18 protein-coding genes are annotated in these 17,282 nt (G+C 44.8%); 14 read left to right on the top strand and 4 right to left on the bottom strand.

All coding sequences use genetic code 11. The features are described 5' to 3' along the window. Window positions 1–2: 2 nt before the first annotated feature. A complete protein-coding gene (locus EAE90_RS01065) occupies window positions 3–581 on the bottom strand; it encodes a hypothetical protein (protein WP_214051884.1) in 579 nt (192 codons plus the stop codon). Window positions 582–1,574: 993 nt separating this feature from the next. On the opposite strand from EAE90_RS01065, the gene EAE90_RS01060 reads away from it, so the two are divergent. The 7 genes from EAE90_RS01060 (at window position 1,575) to EAE90_RS01030 (ending at window position 9,166) form a co-directional block, all read left to right on the top strand. Next, window positions 1,575–2,153: a fimbrial protein gene (locus tag EAE90_RS01060; RefSeq protein ID WP_214051883.1), complete on the top strand. Its 579-nt coding sequence runs from the start codon at window positions 1,575–1,577 to the stop codon at window positions 2,151–2,153. A 114-nt stretch (window positions 2,154–2,267) separates the two neighbouring features. Beyond that, on the top strand, window positions 2,268–2,987 hold the full coding sequence (locus EAE90_RS01055; protein WP_214051882.1) for a fimbrial biogenesis chaperone: 720 nt from the start codon (window positions 2,268–2,270) through the stop codon (window positions 2,985–2,987). Continuing rightward, complete coding sequence (locus tag EAE90_RS01050) at window positions 2,987–3,559, top strand: fimbrial protein (RefSeq protein ID WP_214051881.1); 573 nt, start codon at window positions 2,987–2,989, stop codon at window positions 3,557–3,559. Before EAE90_RS01055 ends, EAE90_RS01050 begins: the two co-directional genes overlap by 1 nt. A gap of 33 nt (window positions 3,560–3,592) precedes the next feature. Then, window positions 3,593–4,327, top strand: a complete 735-nt coding sequence (locus tag EAE90_RS01045; RefSeq protein WP_214051880.1) for a fimbrial biogenesis chaperone — start codon at window positions 3,593–3,595, stop codon at window positions 4,325–4,327. 177 nt (window positions 4,328–4,504) lie between these two features. Then, complete coding sequence (locus EAE90_RS01040; RefSeq protein WP_339920480.1) at window positions 4,505–5,140, top strand: fimbrial biogenesis chaperone; 636 nt, start codon at window positions 4,505–4,507, stop codon at window positions 5,138–5,140. 82 nt (window positions 5,141–5,222) lie between these two features. Next, window positions 5,223–7,865 carry a fimbria/pilus outer membrane usher protein gene (locus EAE90_RS01035; RefSeq protein ID WP_214051878.1) on the top strand — a complete coding sequence of 881 codons (2,643 nt, stop codon included), beginning with the start codon at window positions 5,223–5,225 and terminating at the stop codon, window positions 7,863–7,865. Between the two features lie 146 nt (window positions 7,866–8,011). Further along, window positions 8,012–9,166, top strand: coding sequence for a hypothetical protein (locus EAE90_RS01030; protein ID WP_214051877.1), 1,155 nt, complete (start codon window positions 8,012–8,014; stop codon window positions 9,164–9,166). Window positions 9,167–9,294: 128 nt separating this feature from the next. On the opposite strand, the gene ampE is transcribed toward EAE90_RS01030, so the two are convergent. Further along, on the bottom strand, window positions 9,295–10,149 hold the full coding sequence (gene ampE, locus EAE90_RS01025; RefSeq protein ID WP_214051876.1) for a beta-lactamase regulator AmpE: 855 nt from the start codon (window positions 10,147–10,149) through the stop codon (window positions 9,295–9,297). Window positions 10,150–10,752: 603 nt separating this feature from the next. Here ampE and nadC point away from each other — a divergent pair. Continuing rightward, window positions 10,753–11,643, top strand: coding sequence for a carboxylating nicotinate-nucleotide diphosphorylase (gene nadC, locus EAE90_RS01020; protein ID WP_214051875.1), 891 nt, complete (start codon window positions 10,753–10,755; stop codon window positions 11,641–11,643). Here nadC and EAE90_RS01015 read toward each other — a convergent pair. Next, window positions 11,640–11,804: a hypothetical protein gene (locus tag EAE90_RS01015; protein WP_214051874.1), complete on the bottom strand. Its 165-nt coding sequence runs from the start codon at window positions 11,802–11,804 to the stop codon at window positions 11,640–11,642. The genes nadC and EAE90_RS01015 overlap by 4 nt on opposite strands. Before the next feature lie 36 nt (window positions 11,805–11,840). Here EAE90_RS01015 and ppdD point away from each other — a divergent pair, with 36 nt between their 5' ends. From ppdD to yacG, 6 genes are all read left to right on the top strand, one after another. Continuing rightward, window positions 11,841–12,266: a prepilin peptidase-dependent pilin gene (gene ppdD, locus EAE90_RS01010; protein WP_214051873.1), complete on the top strand. Its 426-nt coding sequence runs from the start codon at window positions 11,841–11,843 to the stop codon at window positions 12,264–12,266. Window positions 12,267–12,433: 167 nt separating this feature from the next. Beyond that, a complete protein-coding gene (gspE, locus tag EAE90_RS01005) occupies window positions 12,434–13,876 on the top strand; it encodes a type II secretion system protein GspE (protein WP_214051872.1) in 1,443 nt (480 codons plus the stop codon). A gap of 2 nt (window positions 13,877–13,878) precedes the next feature. After that, the gene (gene hofC, locus EAE90_RS01000) at window positions 13,879–15,078 is read left to right on the top strand and encodes a protein transport protein HofC (RefSeq protein ID WP_214051871.1); all 1,200 of its coding nucleotides are present in this window, start codon (window positions 13,879–13,881) and stop codon (window positions 15,076–15,078) included. Between the two features lie 91 nt (window positions 15,079–15,169). Next, window positions 15,170–15,793, top strand: coding sequence for a dephospho-CoA kinase (gene coaE, locus EAE90_RS00995; RefSeq protein ID WP_036777507.1), 624 nt, complete (start codon window positions 15,170–15,172; stop codon window positions 15,791–15,793). Then, window positions 15,786–16,538, top strand: coding sequence for a cell division protein ZapD (zapD, locus tag EAE90_RS00990; protein WP_214052031.1), 753 nt, complete (start codon window positions 15,786–15,788; stop codon window positions 16,536–16,538). The genes coaE and zapD overlap by 8 nt, the downstream gene beginning before the upstream one ends. A 30-nt stretch (window positions 16,539–16,568) precedes the next feature. Beyond that, window positions 16,569–16,766: a DNA gyrase inhibitor YacG gene (yacG, locus tag EAE90_RS00985; RefSeq protein WP_214051870.1), complete on the top strand. Its 198-nt coding sequence runs from the start codon at window positions 16,569–16,571 to the stop codon at window positions 16,764–16,766. 37 nt (window positions 16,767–16,803) lie between these two features. On the opposite strand, the gene mutT is transcribed toward yacG, so the two are convergent. Further along, the gene (gene mutT, locus EAE90_RS00980) at window positions 16,804–17,196 is read right to left on the bottom strand and encodes an 8-oxo-dGTP diphosphatase MutT (protein WP_214051869.1); all 393 of its coding nucleotides are present in this window, start codon (window positions 17,194–17,196) and stop codon (window positions 16,804–16,806) included. Window positions 17,197–17,282: the final 86 nt, after the last annotated feature.

The following is a 17,282-nucleotide window of genomic DNA, read 5'->3' as shown; positions in this document are numbered from 1 at the left end:
TCTCAGATAAAATAACGCTGCTCATCGCTTATTTTCTTAGATTCACGCATAATTAAGCTAAATATCAGAAGGAATACACCAAACATAATAATAAACAGAGACTCTGAATTAACACCAAGCGAGAAACTAAATACCCGTTGTCCTTTTACTAAATCCACAGATAACGCCATTCCTTGTAATGTATTAATCACAGGGTAAAGAAGTTGCTCCAGAATCATCAGGAAACCAATAATAAATGAAGCGGAAATATTACGGTTACTCCATATTTCACCTTTAGCAAACCGGAAAAATAGAATGCCAATTAATATATAAGATGACGTTGATATAATCCGCGGTATCGTATCCAGCGAGATATAAAGCACCTGACTTAATAAAGATTGCTTAAATCCTTTTGCAGTCAATGCCGGCATAAGATCGCTATATGCCTCAAGAACAGCCTGACGAGTGGTATCATACCATATCGACCAAGACGCAATATGGAACCCCATATCACCAATTGCCATAACGGAAGCAATAATAATAGCCAGAAAGCTGAGTAGCTTGATTCTGGGATTAGTTACAAACTCCTGTTCACCACACATTTTGTGTCATTCCATATACATGTTTAACTAAACTGTCGCTAAAGTACTTTAAAAATTATCGTATGACAATAATTTTTTATCACTAAATAGACAGATTATGATTCAGGGTGATAGATAAATCAGAGTGATAATCATTGAAAAATATCATTAATTTATTGATAGAAAAGGAAAAAAGTCATCATTTACCTGAAACAGTAAACAACAAGCAGTATATGTTACTTGGTCACTGTTCTATCATCCCGCCATTACATGGTTTACAGCGATAATTTGTTGTGAAGATTGTATGACAAATATAGAACGGTTTACTCAGGGCACCTTTCAAAACCCGCCAATGCCGGTCGATTTCAATACAAAGTGAATCGAAGATGATGGCTCAAAACGAACCTGATATCAGGTCTTAACCAATTCCTTCAATACTGAAATTAATAAAAATAATTAATGTAACACTTTTGCGATTCTGAAGATTCGTGTTTCTGCGCAAGGGTAAGAAGGTGTAAGAGTGAGGAAAAGCGTTACTCAAAATAGTGGTGTGACTTTCAATGACGTCAATTTCTGATATGGGACAAAAAACCGAACATTTAGAGTTATTTTGTTCGGTTTTCTTCAACCGCCGGGGCAGTATACGGAAAATTTCATCACTGAAAAGCGATTTTTTGTGTTTTTTTGTAAAAAATTACTTAATTTTTTGATTTCAAAAAGAAATTATTTCTTTCATTACGTATATTACGGCCCGCACAAAGCTCGTTTTTTGAGCAATTTAATATTCATTTTCTTATGCAAAAGGCTGAAATCCTGAAACCAGATGGCATAAGCCACAAATGATTTCATAAGGAGAATATTTATATTCATATATTTCATCAAGTTAATAACTGAACAAAATAACTCTAAATGACCAGTAAATGCACCGCGCTAGCGGCCCGGCTGTTTAATCTGTCATGGTGTTGTTTTAGGCAAAATGTATTAACGACGAGATGTAGATAAGGAATTAATGAAATGAAAAAGCAAATGATGAAAACCAGCGTATTAGCCGCAGTGCTCCTGAGCATGGGGATGGGGATGGCACATGCTGCTTCGGGCGATGTGCTTGCTAATAGTTCAGTGGTTGTAAACGCTAAGGTAGGTGCTGTGTCTTGTGAAATGAGCTTATCAAATGACATTCTCGATCTGGGAATGGCTACAGATGCGGACTTTGCAGGTAAAGCTGGCAAATTAGTCAAACAACAGCCATTAACTGTTTCACTCAAGAAGTGTGATGGAATCATCGATAGTAAAACTAAAAGATCCACTACCGCCGCTAAGTTAGTAGTTAGGGGGACAACAATCCACGGTGAGAATACTTACTTTGGCAATCTTGGCCCCGACGCAAAAGCAGGTGACGTAGCCGTGGGTCTGGAAGACACGAAAGTTACTGGCACACTTCTGCAAAACGAAACAGAGTTTGACTTTGCTAGCGATTCTAATCTTGCTGATATTAAGAAAGAATTTAACGTGGGGCTGGTTGTTAAGGACCCTAATCAAGTAAACGCTGGGAACATAAGTGTGCCGCTAACGTTTCAACTTATTCAGAAATAATCAATATCATTAATCAACACCATCAGGTGCAAGGAACAACATAGCAGTGAAATTGGACAGGGAGGTCCAATTCTTGCTTACGTAATACCAAAACAGACATTTTCAGGTGACTCAGTGAAAAGATTGATGACAGCGATGATAGTGGCCGGTCTGTTAGGCTGTCCGGTCACTTCCGTACAGGCGGAAGGAGTGGGGATCAATGCCACCCGCATTATCTACCCGGCTGATAGCTACGCGACAACCGCTTCAGTACGCAACAGCAGTAAAGAGGCCGTCTATCTGATGCAGGTGACGGTCAGCTCTACCCCAGAGGGGGGCAAAACCGCACCATTTCTGGTGACACCGCCCCTGTTTCGTATGGAGCCCGGCAGCCAGAATCAGGTTCGTATCATCAAAACCGGCCAGGCACTGCCTGCCGACCGAGAATCCCTGTTCTGGTTTACCGCGAAAGCCATCCCGTTAAGCCCCGAAATCGACAATCCCTCCCGGCAGCAAGTCACCGGGGGTATACAGATTGCTATGGCTAATACAATTAAGCTGATGTATCGCCCGTCAGGGCTGCCAGTTGCACCGGAGAAAGGATTTGGTTCACTGCGCTTCAAACCGACAGTCGGGGGGATAACGGTCACGAATCCGTCACCGTACTATATCACCTTCGCCTCCTTAAAAGTGGGCGGCCAAGAGCTGATGACGAAACAACAGAAAGAGAGCATGGTCTCACCATTCTCTGCCTTGTTTTTCCCCCTCAAAGGCGTGAATTACCCGGCCAAAGTGAGCTGGACAGTGATTAATGACCTCGGTGGAGGATCATCCTATCAAGGGGAGATACCGTAATGTTAAAACCGTGGACTCTTATCGGACGGACAGCACTGGCCGGTCTGCTCTGTACCATCCCCCTGCCCGGGGGAGCCAGTACAAACACCGCAGAACTGACGCTGGCACTGACGCTGGAACAGCCAACCTGTGAACTCAACGTACAGACATCCCATGTTGAGTTTTCATCCATACCGCTTAGCGAAGTGCAGCGCAGTGCGGAACATATCGAAGCAGCAGACAACAAGCCTGTTACGCTGGCGTTGTCAGGTTGTGCGGGATCAGCCAGAGCGGGCCGTACCCCGGCGATTAAAATAGCCGGCCCCACGCCAGAAAACCACCCGACGTTATTTCGGGATGAAGCCTCCACTGCGGCGGGAAATGTGGGTTTTGGCCTGCGTTATCAATCGCCGGGAGGCGGGCTGGGGAGCTACCTGAAAAATGGCGATTATGTGGATTTGGCATCACCTGGTAACGCCGTTAAAGACGGCCAAATTACCTTCCAGATGGATATGCGACATGAATCCGGCACGGCGGTCCCCACCCCCGGAGAGCTGACCGCGCACATTCAATTTCAATTTGACTACCACTGAGTGTCGCTCAGGCAACAGGTTTCAGGAGGCGTTGTGGAAACAGGTCGGATGCGCACAACGCGGTACAGGCTGGCACCACTACTATTCTGGCTGGGGTTAGGCATAACCGGCACAGAACCCTGTCAGGCAACCGGTATCAGCCTGAATAAAACCCGGGTGATTTTTACCCAAGGGGCGCGGACACAGACGCTAACGGTGGTTAACACTACACCTCAGGCGTGGCTGGTTCAGGTGAGAATCACAGGGGATCAGGAGAAAACCGCACCGGCGTTTGTGGTGACGCCGCCGCTGTTCAGGCTGGAGGCCCACAGTCAGAACAGCCTGCGTATTTTGCCGACGTTTAATCTGTCCCCTTTTCCAGTGGATCGGGAATCGCTCGGGTATGTCCAGATGAATGCTATCCCCGCCGCCCATCAGATGGCAGGTGAGCACGCTCGGGATCAGGCGTCGATGAGCGTGGGAATGCGAATTAAGTTTTTCTGGCGGCCGCATGACTTGCCGATGTTGCCGGAAGAGGCGTATGGACAGTTGCGATTTCAGTCGCAACCCGATGGCATTAAGGCGTGCAATCCCACGCCGTATTTCCTGTCGCTGGACAGCCTCACGCTGGACGGACAGACACTCGATCTGAATCGCTATCCCTCCATGATAGCACCGCAGGATTGTGTGACCTATGTCGGACAGGCGGGCAAAAACTCGGTGAGCTGGTCGATGATTAATGATTACGGCGGGGCTTCAAACCTGTTTACCGCCAAAGTGGCGCGTTAAATTCGCCCTTGTTTTATCCAGAGGTGGAAAGTGAAGAGAGTCAGTAACGGGAATGGACGAGCACACGGTGGATCAATGATTTACCCTTTCTGTCTCGCCCTGCTGCTGGGCGGCCTGTTAAAGGCGCAGGCAGCGGAGAATCAGGGGTTATCGTTCTCCCCGATGCAGTTGTCTTATGTGGCTAAAGACAACCCGGGCGGTGTGACCCTCAGTATGACCAATCACACGGCGCAGGGCTATCTGGTGCAGGGATTTGTCAGCCCGATGGACCCCGATACCGGCCGCTTTGACACCAAAACCGGGCAAGTTCCCCCTTTTGTTGTCCTGCCGCCGTTAAAGCGGATTGAGGCTGGCGGGAAATTCTCATTCCGTATTCGCCAGCTTGGTGGGCAGTTACCGCCGGATCGGGAATCGGCCTTTGTAGTCTCGCTACGAGCTATCCCCGGCGTCGCTGTACCGAACACGAGCACACCTGAACGCCAGACTGGCAAGAACTCGCAAGTGCAGGTCGCTTTACAGATGAATATCCGGCTGTTTTATCGTCCTCCGGGAGTCCCCGCCCGAGATAACGCCACGGTGGCTAAACAGGTGAAATTTTCCCTTCGGGGAACACAATTGCGAGTGGAAAATCCCACACCCTATTTTCTGGCCTTTTCGGTCCTGAAAGTAGGAACACAGCATGCGGATGACCACACACGCCAGACGATGGTGCCCCCGAAAGGCATACAAACCTATTCGTTTACCGCCGGGGGACAAGGGCCACTAATCTGGCGTTTTCCCGGCGACAGTCAGGATCGCCACGCCCCGTTATAAACCCGCCGCATCTGCGGACGGTGTACCGGCAGAGCGACCTCAAGATTAACAGCATAAGCTTAATTAGAAGCAGAGATGAGCTATGGCAATAAACACTTTATTTCCGTCTGCACTGCGGGCGAGTAATCAACGCGCGCCCGGTCAGCCGGGCAGTTTCCGGCCCCGTCCGGTATACCTATGTCTGCTGTGTTCACTGACGGCAACAATCCTGCCCGCCTCGGCACGGGAATACTTTAATCCCGCATTCCTGATGGGCGCTGATGGTGAACGCAGTCATGTCGATCTCTCGGCGTATGAAAACGCAGGCTATGTCGCGCCCGGGCGCTATCTGGTCGATATCTACATGAACCAGAGTAAGGTAGACAACCGCGAGATTGAATTCAGGCTGGTTAACGGCCATCTCCAGCCGGTATTAACCGTCGCACAACTGGAAGGGTATGGGGTCAATACCCGCGGATTACCCGCTTTTAAGGGTAAAGCGGACGACAGCCTCATCACGGATCTGGCGAAACAGATCCCGCATGCCCGCGCAACACTGGATTTCGCCCGTTTGCGTCTGGATCTCAGCGTCCCGCAGGTCGCCATGCAACCCCACTATTCCGGGATGGTTGATCCGTCACTGTGGGATAACGGGATCCCGGCCTTTTTGATGAATTACACCGTTAACGGTTCGGAAGGGCGTTATGACGGTCAGGGAAACTGGCGAGGATCACGCTCCCGTAATCTGTTTGCTTCTTTTCGTAACGGGTTGAATCTGGGGCCGTGGCGTCTGCGCAGTACACAAACTTACAGTTACAATCGTCAGCGCAACGAGGGCGCCTCCGGTTTTTCCACACCGGCACAGACCCAATGGCAGGTGAGTAATACCTATCTGCAACGTGATATCCCCTCACTGCGCAGTGAGTTCACGGCGGGTGAAACCTATACCGGTGGCGATATTTTTGACAGCATCCCATTTCGCGGCATGAAACTGGCTTCTGAGGAGGCGATGTTACCCGACAGTCAGCGCGGTTTTGCCCCGGAGATAACCGGTGTGGCGAACTCCAATGCGCAAGTGACGGTATCCCAGAATGGCAATATCGTGTATCAAACCACGGTGGCCCCGGGGCCGTTTCGTTTCACCGACCTCTATACCACCGGAAGTGCGGGCGACCTGACGGTGACAATTAAAGAGGAAAATGGCCGTACCCGTGTCTCAACAATAGCCTCTTCATCTGTCCCGGTGATGCAGCGGCCCGGTGGTATTAAATATGAATTAACGACCGGTCAATATCACGGTGGCAGCCTTACCAATGGCAACCGTTCCCCGGTATTTGCAATGGGTACGCTGGTCTACGGTTTACCCAACAGTATCACCCTGTACGGCGGGGGATTGGTCGCAGGCAACTACCAGTCGGGTGTATTAGGCACCGGCGTTTCGTTGGGGGTACTTGGCGCACTGTCTACGGATGTGACGCTGGCCCGCGCACAGTTACAGGGGAGCAAAGATCAGGAAGAGAGCGGACAATTCGGCCAATCTTATCGCGTGAAATATTCCAAGAACTTGATCAGTACCGGCACCGGCATTGATCTGGCCGCCTACCGCTATTCGACTCAGCATTACTACAGTTTCAGTGATGCTAACAGCATGGGCTACAGCCTGAATGAATATCAGGTGCCGTGGGCGCTTGACCGGCGTCAGAACACCTGGCAGGTGAATCTGCGTCAAACACTGGGACGCTGGGGCAGTCTTTACGCCTCCGGGACACGCAACGATTATTGGAATGGCCGTACCGACAACAACCTGAGTCTGGGTTACAACGCAATGCTGATGGGGATCAGCTATAACCTGAGCTATAACATCTCTCGTATAAAGGGCGAAGGCCACTGGCCGGAAAACCGTCAGGTATCATTCAATATGCAAGTCCCGCTGAGTCTCTTTGGATCATCACCGGCGTTACGGAGCGTTTACACCCGCTATACGGCCTCGCGCGACTCGCAGGGTAACTTTTCTCAGCAAACCGGCATCAGCGGCATGTTATGGGATAACCGCCTGAGTTATAACCTCCAGCAAGGCTGGGGGCACAGCGGCCAGCAAAACAGCCGGTCCCTGTCGCTAGGTTATCAGGGCAGTCAGGGGAGCGTTAATCTGGGTTACAACGACAGCGCAAACAGCCAGCATGTTACCTATGGCACTTCCGGCGCTCTTCTGATCCATCCTTACGGGATAACGCTGTCACGTTCGTTGGGGGATACTGCGGTATTAGTTCGCGCCCCCGGTGCGAAAGGAGTGACAGTCAGCAACGGCAACGTACAGACCGACTGGCGCGGCTACGCCGTACTGCCAGGCGGATCGGTCTACCATAAAAACACCATCAATCTGGACCCGTCCACCCTGCCGGAAGGGGTCGATATTGACCAGACCAGCCGCAACGTTTACCCGACCAAAGGGGCGGTGACGCTGGCTAATTATCAGGTTCGGCTAGGCAGCCAGTTGCTGCTGACCTTGACACATCATGGCAAACCCGTGCCCTTTGGCGCCACCGCAACGCTGACAGGAAATGCAACCCAAGCCGGCAGCGGCATTGTGGGTGATAACGGCCGGGTTTATCTGAGCGGCATGCCATCCGCCGGTCATGTGAAAGTTAAATGGGGAAACGGAGCAAATCAACAATGCACCACCCGTTATCAGGTGTCGTCCGATACCCCCGGGAAACTGGTGCAGGCCGATGCCATATGTCTATAAGCGTGACCCTCATATGGGCAGCTTGACCGGTGTGCCCGATGAGATATCACCGATATCGCTTTTACATCCGGGGCGCCACCAAAAGCGAGGTGAACCCCGGCAGTGAAAGAGAGATGTGAACAGATAAGTAATTTGGAGAGAGAAGGATGTTAAACACTGAACGTTTGTGGGGCGGTCATGCAGCAAACCCCGTCCCAACTATCATGGGGCTGGGGGCGTCACTGTTCTTTTTATTGACCGCATTACCCCTCCAGGCGGCAGAGACTTATCAGGATTGTGAGTCTGAACTGGTTCATATGGCTCACAATGTCACTGGTTATGCCATGATGCCGAACAACAAAGATAAGCGTGATTATCCACGGGATGAAATAGTGGGTTATACCACCAGCGGCCCTCTTGACTGGTCGACAACCTGTCGCGTTCCCACTGGAACGCAATTTATGGCCTACACCGTGGGATCGGGAACCAGCCCATCGATCTCTTCGTCGTCACCGGGTAGCGTCCGAGTAGGAAAAGCTGGCGACTTTATGGTTGATATTGGACAATCTTCACTCTCTTGCCAGACGCATGGTTTATCCGATACTTACCACTCCGCCAATCTGGCAGGTGGGAATACCGGAATTAATATTCCTTGCGTCCCAGATGCCAACGGCCTGGTTGATGTCAGTATTCGTACAGTAACAGGGGCGATTTACCCGGACAGTGACGGTAATTTCAATGCAAAACCGGCTGGAAGTCATTTGTCAGTGGGCGCGATCGGTTGGACTCCTGCGGCCATATCCGGCTCTAACGGCATGCTGAAACCCCTGTGGACCACAATCATCCTTTCATCCGTTAAAAAGCCGTCCACTTGTGCCGTTGTCCTTACCCCGTCATCAGTGGATTGGGGAACAGTGAAAAGAGCCGGTAAACAGGCGGGAGATACACTGGAATCAGCGAGACAAATAGGGATAAGCAGCACCTGTTCCGGCGATGAAGATGTATTTCAAAATTCACGCTTACTCTACCGGATTGATGGGCCATTTGTGCCGGGGAAACCGAATGCCTTAGCCTCTTCAATAGAAGATGTCGCCTTCATGTTTACTGATGCAGCCAACAAACCCTTATCACTCAGTGTCGGCCACCGAGGTGAAGGAGAGAACGCAAGATACGTTAAACAAGGGAACGATAACTACACAGCATCAACACAAGTGTCTGTGGTACCGATTCTGTTGAAGACTGACGGTGCTGGAGGGCTAGCCCGGGCTGTCGCAGTTATTTCCGTGTGGTCGGATGTTAACTTCGTTGAACCATCTGCTTAGTTATTGCGATTGTTGTTATTGCGATTGTTGCAGCGCCAATCGGCGCTGCATAAACCGACTCTAATAGCTAAATATACGTCAAACAACTCCATACACGGGATGAATAAAACCCGAACCAATCAGAGTCATCAAACCAATGCCCCATAAATTGTCAGTAAGGCAACGACAACGATAATAGAGAACGTCACTTTTTTCGCCAGTATCACCGCAGCAATAGGCGTTTGAATTGAATCAAGATGGGGCTCGCGACTTAATGAAAACTGAGCAAGCTGACAGAGCACTTTATATTGTGAGGTTCTTAAATCACCAAGAGAAGCAACCCACGCCGGTAAAGCTCGTTCACCATGTCCTAATAAAGCATAAGTAATGCCAGCCAAACGAACGGGAATCCAATCCAACCAATGCAACAAGCCATCAACGCCAGATTGCGCTCGCTGAACCGGTGTACCATATTGTGCCAACCATCCCTGATAAGCCCTTAAGAAACAATATCCCATTAAAGCAACCGGCCCTAATTCACCCGCTACAATCAACCAAAAAATCGGCGCCAGATAATAGCGAAAATTTATCCATAGCAACGCATTTTGTATCTCTCGCAACATATTCTCTTTGCTAGTATCAGAAGGTAAACCATGAATAATGGCGAGACGCGTAAGATATTCTCTTTGTTGTTCCCTGTTATCCTGATGAACAGTACGAAAATATTCACGATAATCATGCCGTAAGCGCCCCGCTCCGATGCACAGCAAACAAATAAACACCCATAAAACCAGTTCAAAAATGCCGAACATAAAATCATTTAATATTTCAATCAATACCCATGTAATCATCATGACGACTAACGTCATTAAAAGACTTTTCCATAACGAAAAAGACTTCAAATCGGTAAACAATGGCTCAAGACGGTGCTCCAATTGCCAATGATCACCCATTTTAAAAACCCGTTCCCATGCCAACACTAACAACAGTATAAAGAGAGTCATTCTTTCTGCTCCTGTAACAATTGCTGGTAATGTGTCCAATCGAAATAAAGTCCCAGATCAATTTTTCTTCCCAGAACAACATCATTATAGTCAGTGATATGTTCTTTTATATCCGGGTCTACCTATAAGTCATTGTATCAGTACAAACAAAGCTTTCCTGGAGACAAACTAATACGATGAATCTACCCGTCATCTTTCAAGTTGCCTCTTTGTTGGCTGAACTCACTCACCCCCGGTAACATAGTTTGTTATGCTCCCGGGGATTCGCTCTCCCTTGCCGTCGCAATGCATCTTGAAATCCATTGGGTATATACCGAATGAACTTCAAGATGCTTGAGCCGCCAGACATAAAAACATTTAAATTCAACAACATAATCGTTTTTCAAACATGCACTTTGAAGTATCTTGAGTATAACTAATAAAACAGTTGCTCACCCTGTGGACACGAATCGTGTGAAAGAATTTCTCTAACTCAATTCATCATGTAACCACATTTTTTTCCTTCTTAAATCCAGATGATAAAACCAAGATAGTAGTTGTTCACTACACAACAGGGTAGCATGTTAAGACCATTAATATTGTTATCACCTCTGGAGCTTTTTAATGACAAAACAAAATTACAATACAGATCAGCGCCGTGCTGTGCTTATGGAACACTTGCAAAACGACATTCCTGCCAGTGTCACCCTCGCACTAAAAGAAGATCTGGATGGAAATACAAATTTCACCTCTGATATTACCGGCCAATTAATTCCCGCAGACAAACAAGCCACCGCCGTTATTATCACTCGTGAAGATGGTATTTTCTGTGGACAACAATGGCTGAATGAAGTTTTTACTCAATTAGGCGACCAAATCTCCATTGAATGGTTAGTTAAAGATAGTGATGCAATTGCAGCCAACCAAAAACTTTGCATATTACGAGGTCCAGCACAGATATTATTGACCGGTGAACGAACTGCCCTTAATTTTATTCAGACTCTCTCTGGCGTTGCAACGGAAACCAGTCATTATGTTCACCGTCTTGCCGGTTTAAAAACCCAATTACTTGATACGCGCAAAACGCTACCGGGATTACGTACAGCTCTAAAATATGCCGTACTTTGCGGAGGTGGTAATAATCACCGCCTTGGATTATTCGACGCTTTCCTTATCAAAGAAAACCATATTATTGCCAATGGCTCTATTAAACAGGCAGTAGATAAAGCTCGTTATTCTCATCCTGATATCCCTGTTGAAGTCGAAGTAGAAACGCTAGATGAACTCATTCTGGCACTAAAAGCTAATGTTGATATTATTATGCTAGATAATTTTACTATTCCAATGATGAAAGAAGCCGTCGCAATCACAGCAGGTAAAGTCGCTTTAGAAGTATCTGGCAATATCACCCTGGATACTCTGCGCAGCTATGCTGAAACAGGCATCGACTTTATTTCTGTTGGAGCACTCACCAAACATATTAGAGCATTAGATCTCTCCATGCGCTTTAATTAGCAATAATAATATTGATGGTGGTGTAAATCAGCAATTGGCAGATCAAATATTTGCGAACACCACCGTAAATATTTTTGCAAACCTTGCAATTCAGAAATTCTTTTTCGAGTCAATTCCATAACCTTCATATATCCTATTTCATTTTTTTCTCTTTCCGTCATTCTCTATACCTCAATACCACAACACGGAGAAAAAATATGAGACAACAACAAGGATTTACTTTAATGGAGATCATGGTTGCCATTGCTATCATTTCCATCTTAAGTGCTATTGGTATTCCAAGTTATCAAGGATATATTCAGAAAGCTGCTTTAACAGATATATTACAAACTATTGTGCCTTATAAATCAGGTATAGAACTTTGCAGTTTTGAAGCTGAAGATTTCATAGGTTGCAATGCAGGAATAGCATCAATCCCCAAAGATCATAACAGTAGATATATCGGGAATATTTCGGTTAAAAATGGGGAAATTACCATTAACGGGCAACAGAGTCTTAAAAACCTTAGTGTTACATTAAAGCCGACACAAAATACACAAACAGGTATAATTAAATGGAATATTAAATGTGAATCGACAAACAATTCATTAAAAAGTCGTTGCCAGGAAATATTTGAATTTTAATTCATTAACTCTTATACCCTATGGATTTCAAGATACATCGCGACGGCAAAGAAGTGAATCCCCGGGAGCATAGATAACTATATGACCGGAGTGAGCGAGTGCAGCCAACAAAGAGGCAACTTGAAAGATGACGGGTATATCAATACACACTTACACAGGAAGCAATAATGAACTCACATTCAACAGCAGAAAACACATTAATGGAAAGAGAAATTCATGATATTTGTCAACGCCACCAATCTGTTATGATAAAAAAAGATGATAATACGATAACAATTGCCAGCAACGAATTACCCAATGATGATTTATTATCAGCATTACGCTTTATTTCCGGATGTATTGTTAATGTAGAAATTTGGCCATTGGCAAGGATTGAATCAATATTACATCAAAATATTTTTCTGAGTCGTGTACCAGAGGAAGAATCCTCATTATTACCACTTATAGCGGATACCAATACAGATGACAATGACGCCCCCGTCATTCAACTTATTAATCAAACTTTATTAACTGCAATCCAACGACGTGCATCCGATATCCACTTTGAACCATTCCAACAAGGTTATCGTATTCGTATCCGGGTTGATGGCGCATTACATCTCTTGTCCTCGCCATCTCCTCAAATGAATGCAAGCATTGCCGCACGCCTTAAAATAATGGCTAAATTAAACATCGCTGAAAAACGGCTACCCCAGGATGGGCAATTTGATTGGTCTGACACCCGACACAACTATGCTATTCGTATGGCAACTTTGCCGACAATACATGGAGAAAAAGTTGTACTTAGGATATTAAATACAATGCAACAATTGTCGTTAGATCAACTAGGTATTCCTGATCCATTATTAAATCAGCTTCGACAAAAACTCGCATTACCACAAGGAATGATTTTAGTCACTGGCCCGACAGGTAGTGGGAAAACCGTGACTTTATATAGCTGTTTACAATATCTGAACCAGAATAAAAAGAATATTTGCAGTGTAGAGGACCCAGTAGAGATCCCGCTGAATGGCATTAATCAGACACAAACTAATAGTAAAATTGACCTCAATTTTGCCAAAGTATTACGGGCGCTATTACGCCAAGATCCTGATGTCATTATGGTGGGAGAAATACGTGATAGCGAAACAGCCGAAATTTCAGTAAAAGCGGCACAAACAGGTCATCTGGTTCTTTCTACATTGCATACTAATTCAACCATAGATACATTATCCCGCCTACAAAATCTGGGTATTTCAGGTTATATGGTTGCTTCTTGTATCAAATTAATTATCGCCCAACGGCTTGTTAGAAAATTGTGTCTTCATTGCCGAAAACAACAAACAGAAGAAACCATTATTAATACTGAAAATAATTCTCTATTCATTAAGCAATGGTTGGCCGTTGGTTGTGAGCATTGTTTTTCCGGTTATTACGGCCGAACAGCTATTTATGAGTTTTTAGAAATAACAGATAATATTCAACAAATATTATCAGAACAAAACTATCAAAATGTGCAAAAAACCATTATAGATCAAAGAAAAGACACTTTACTTTCATCCGGTATTTTATTAGTGGAACAAGGCATAACCACATTAGAAGAAATTTATCAAGTCACAGGTCAGGAATAATAATGAAAATTCATTATCTTTATAATTGGCAAGCAGTGAACAATAAAGGCGAAATATCAAAAGGAAAATCACTATGTGATAACCGAAAATCTTTATATCAGCAACTTATTCATTCTGGATTGCAACCTTATAATATAAAATGTGAAAAATTGATATTTTATCATCAACAACAAGTTGCTTACCGTCTGAACTTTATTCGTCAATTGGCAACACTATTATCATCAGGAATGCCATTACTAAATTGCCTCAATATTCTTATTCGTGAATGTTCTCATCCACTCTGGCACTGTGTATTATCAGATATTAGTAAAAATATTACCCGTGGAGAATCATTTTCATCTTCATTAAAAAATTACCCATTTCTATTTCCGCCTTTATTTTGTCAACTTATTACCGTTGGCGAATTAACCGGGCAATTAGAAATCTGCTGTCAATTGTTGGTTAAACAACAGGAGCAACAAGATAAATTACAGAAGAAAATAGCAAAAGCTCTGCGTTACCCTCTGATTATTATCGTTGTTGCCAGCATCATTATTTTATTGATGCTTATTTTTGTTTTACCCGAATTTGAACATATTTATCATTCATTTGACGCACAACTTCCCCTGCTCACTCGCAGTTTATTAATAACTTCTAACTGGCTAATTCAATATGGTAGCTATGGTGTTATTGGATTAATTATACTGTTTCTATTTTACCTACAATTACGTCAACGTCATACAATATGGATTAATCGTGAAAAAAATCTAATGTTACGATTACCCGTTATTGCAAAATTAATTAGTTGCCAGCAATTAGGGCAACTTTTCCATATCCTGTTTATGACTCAAAAAGCCGGCCTGACACTCACCGCAGGGTTAGATAGTGCTATCGCATCAATAAATCATCCGGTATTTCTGCAAGCGACTAAATTCTTACGAGCTCAAATTAATCAAGGGATACCAATGAGCGAAACACTGAAACAACAATCTTGTTTTCCTGCTCTGTGTCAACAGTTTGTCAGTGTTGGCGAAGAATCTGGTAATCTGGAACTGTTATTAGGAAATCTCGCTAACTGGTACCAACAACAAGCATTGGAAATTTCTGATAATATGACCCAGTTACTAGAACCAATACTTATAGTCGTAATAGCGATTATTGTCGGTACGCTATTGCTCGCAATGTATTTACCCATTTTTCAGCTAGGTACGATACTCACCTAAAGTAAAAATGATTCCATAGCTTTGTCTCTAGGTCATCTGCCTCCTTTCGGTTACAATCCCAAAATAGTATCAAGTAATATTAAGGGATAGGATGACTTATATTATTGCACTCACAGGTGGGATTGGCAGCGGTAAAACCACGATTGCCAATGCTTTTGCAGCTCTTGGTGTTCCTCTTGTTGATGCAGATATTATTGCCAGAGAAGTCGTTGCTCCTGGAACGTCGGCTCTACAAGCTATCACAGAACACTTTGGTCATGACATATTAACCCCCGATGGCAGCCTTAACCGAGCACTGTTACGCCAGAAAATATTCACCAACAAACAAGAGAAACAGTGGGTTAATCAACTTCTTCACCCTCTAATACATCAAGAAACCCAACGGCAATTGAAACAGATAACTGCACCTTATGTTATTTGGGTTGTTCCATTATTAGTCGAAAATAATTTGGGACATCTGGCGGATCGAATTCTAGTCGTTGACGTTTCACCTGAATTACAAATCAGCCGGGTAGCCACTCGTGATGGTATTAGCAACCAACAGGTTGAAAATATTTTGGCGGCCCAAACATCCCGTAGCGAGAGGCTGGCTTATGCCGATGACATTATCTCAAATCATGATAATGTACAGGCAATTGCTCCTCGTGTTGCCGAACTACATCAACAATATTTAAGGTTAGCTAGATCAGCCAGGCAGGATAATCATGATGAGTGACACAACTTCTACAATCATCTTTGAACACCCACTGAATGAAAAAATGCGGGCATGGTTGAGAATTGAATCTTCTCTGCAACAACTCACCAGTCAACGCCATTTAGACTCACTGGCAAGCAGCCTCGCCTTCTTCCGCACAGTGACTGAACTACTTGAAGTGCTAGAACGAGGGGAAGTACGTTCAGAATTACTAAAAGAGTTGGAACGCCAACAGGCAAAATTAAAACAATGGGCTGAAATACCCGATGTTGATATTAATATCGTCAATAGTTTCAGATTAAAGTTAAGAGAGCGGGCTATCGCGTTAAGTAAAGCTCCACGACTGGGGCAATCCCTGAAAGAAGATAAAATTATCAGTATGGTGCGCCAGCGTCTCAGTATTCCAAGCGGTTGTTGCGGTTTTGATCTACCCACCCTACATCTATGGCTTCATTTACCGCAATCAGAAAGGGATAAAATGGTCGCATTTTGGATTGATAGTTTGCTACCTCTCCAACAAGCTCTGGAAAGTATTTTAGAACTCATCCGCCAATCTGCTATTTTCCGGTCAGAAATCAGTAAAAACGGTTTTCATCAGAATACGGCAGAAGGCGCAGATTTACTGAGATTACGTTTGCCATTAAAACCTTTACTGTTTCCTCAAATTTCCGGCCATAAGACCCGGTTTGCTATCCGTTTTTTACCATTGGATAGTGAAAAAGGCTCCGTGCCTGCCCATTTACCATTTGAATTAGCATGTTGCTAATATGACAAACTAATTATTAGGAAAATTATTATGTCTGAGTTATTAACGATTGAATGTCCAACATGTGGTAATACTGTGGTTTGGGGAGAAATAAGCCCATATCGCCCATTTTGCAGTAAACGCTGTCAATTGATTGACTTAGGCGAATGGGCAAATGAAGAGAAACGGATACCAAGCCAAAGTGAAAACTCCGATAGCGACGATTGGAGCGAACAACCAGAGCAATAATAAATAGCCGCGTTATTATAATGCGGCTATTGACAACTCAAGCGGTAAGTAATGCAACAATACTGCGATTGGCTGGCGGGAATTCATCAGCAATTAAATCTTTCTGTAATACCCATCGAGAAAGTTGTCCTTCTTTACCGAAAGGTTCATTTTCCCACCCATCCACCAAGAAGAAATACAGGGTAATCAATCTGTCAGGAAAATCATGTTCAACCGTTTTTACCAACTCATAATGAGTAACAGTAATACCAATTTCTTCCTGTAACTCACGTACTAAAGCCTGTTCAGGCGTTTCCTCTTTCTCAACCTTCCCGCCAGGAAATTCCCAGAAACCACCCATATGGGCATCAGCATGACGCTGAGTAATAAAAACTTCATGTTGCGTATTTCTAATAATCCCAGCGGCTATATGCAGGTGTTTCTTTTCCATATTACTCTTACTTCTTCATCTATATATTCGTTTTAATTGATCAACGACCAATAACCAAATGCTACATCCAACGTTGTTCACTTAAA

The organism is Photorhabdus caribbeanensis (assembly GCF_018448885.1).
Lineage (GTDB): Bacteria > Pseudomonadota > Gammaproteobacteria > Enterobacterales > Enterobacteriaceae > Photorhabdus > Photorhabdus caribbeanensis.
This window is presented reverse-complemented; position numbering and strand designations above follow the sequence as displayed.

Bases quoted from the DNA above. Each gene is read 5' to 3' on its own strand.
- EAE90_RS01060 (WP_214051883.1), top strand. From the start codon at position 1,575: ATGAAAAAGCAAATGATGAAAACCAGCGTATTAGCCGCAGTGCTCCTG.
- gspE (WP_214051872.1), top strand. From the start codon at position 12,434: ATGAACTCACATTCAACAGCAGAAAACACATTAATGGAAAGAGAAATT.
- EAE90_RS01050 (WP_214051881.1), top strand. From the start codon at position 2,987: ATGTTAAAACCGTGGACTCTTATCGGACGGACAGCACTGGCCGGTCTG.
- mutT (WP_214051869.1), bottom strand. From the start codon at position 17,196: ATGGAAAAGAAACACCTGCATATAGCCGCTGGGATTATTAGAAATACG.
- EAE90_RS01065 (WP_214051884.1), bottom strand. From the start codon at position 581: ATGTGTGGTGAACAGGAGTTTGTAACTAATCCCAGAATCAAGCTACTC.
- nadC (WP_214051875.1), top strand. From the start codon at position 10,753: ATGACAAAACAAAATTACAATACAGATCAGCGCCGTGCTGTGCTTATG.
- coaE (WP_036777507.1), top strand. From the start codon at position 15,170: ATGACTTATATTATTGCACTCACAGGTGGGATTGGCAGCGGTAAAACC.
- zapD (WP_214052031.1), top strand. From the start codon at position 15,786: ATGAGTGACACAACTTCTACAATCATCTTTGAACACCCACTGAATGAA.
- EAE90_RS01035 (WP_214051878.1), top strand. From the start codon at position 5,223: ATGGCAATAAACACTTTATTTCCGTCTGCACTGCGGGCGAGTAATCAA.
- hofC (WP_214051871.1), top strand. From the start codon at position 13,879: ATGAAAATTCATTATCTTTATAATTGGCAAGCAGTGAACAATAAAGGC.
- EAE90_RS01015 (WP_214051874.1), bottom strand. From the start codon at position 11,804: ATGACGGAAAGAGAAAAAAATGAAATAGGATATATGAAGGTTATGGAA.
- EAE90_RS01030 (WP_214051877.1), top strand. From the start codon at position 8,012: ATGTTAAACACTGAACGTTTGTGGGGCGGTCATGCAGCAAACCCCGTC.
- ampE (WP_214051876.1), bottom strand. From the start codon at position 10,149: ATGACTCTCTTTATACTGTTGTTAGTGTTGGCATGGGAACGGGTTTTT.
- ppdD (WP_214051873.1), top strand. From the start codon at position 11,841: ATGAGACAACAACAAGGATTTACTTTAATGGAGATCATGGTTGCCATT.
- yacG (WP_214051870.1), top strand. From the start codon at position 16,569: ATGTCTGAGTTATTAACGATTGAATGTCCAACATGTGGTAATACTGTG.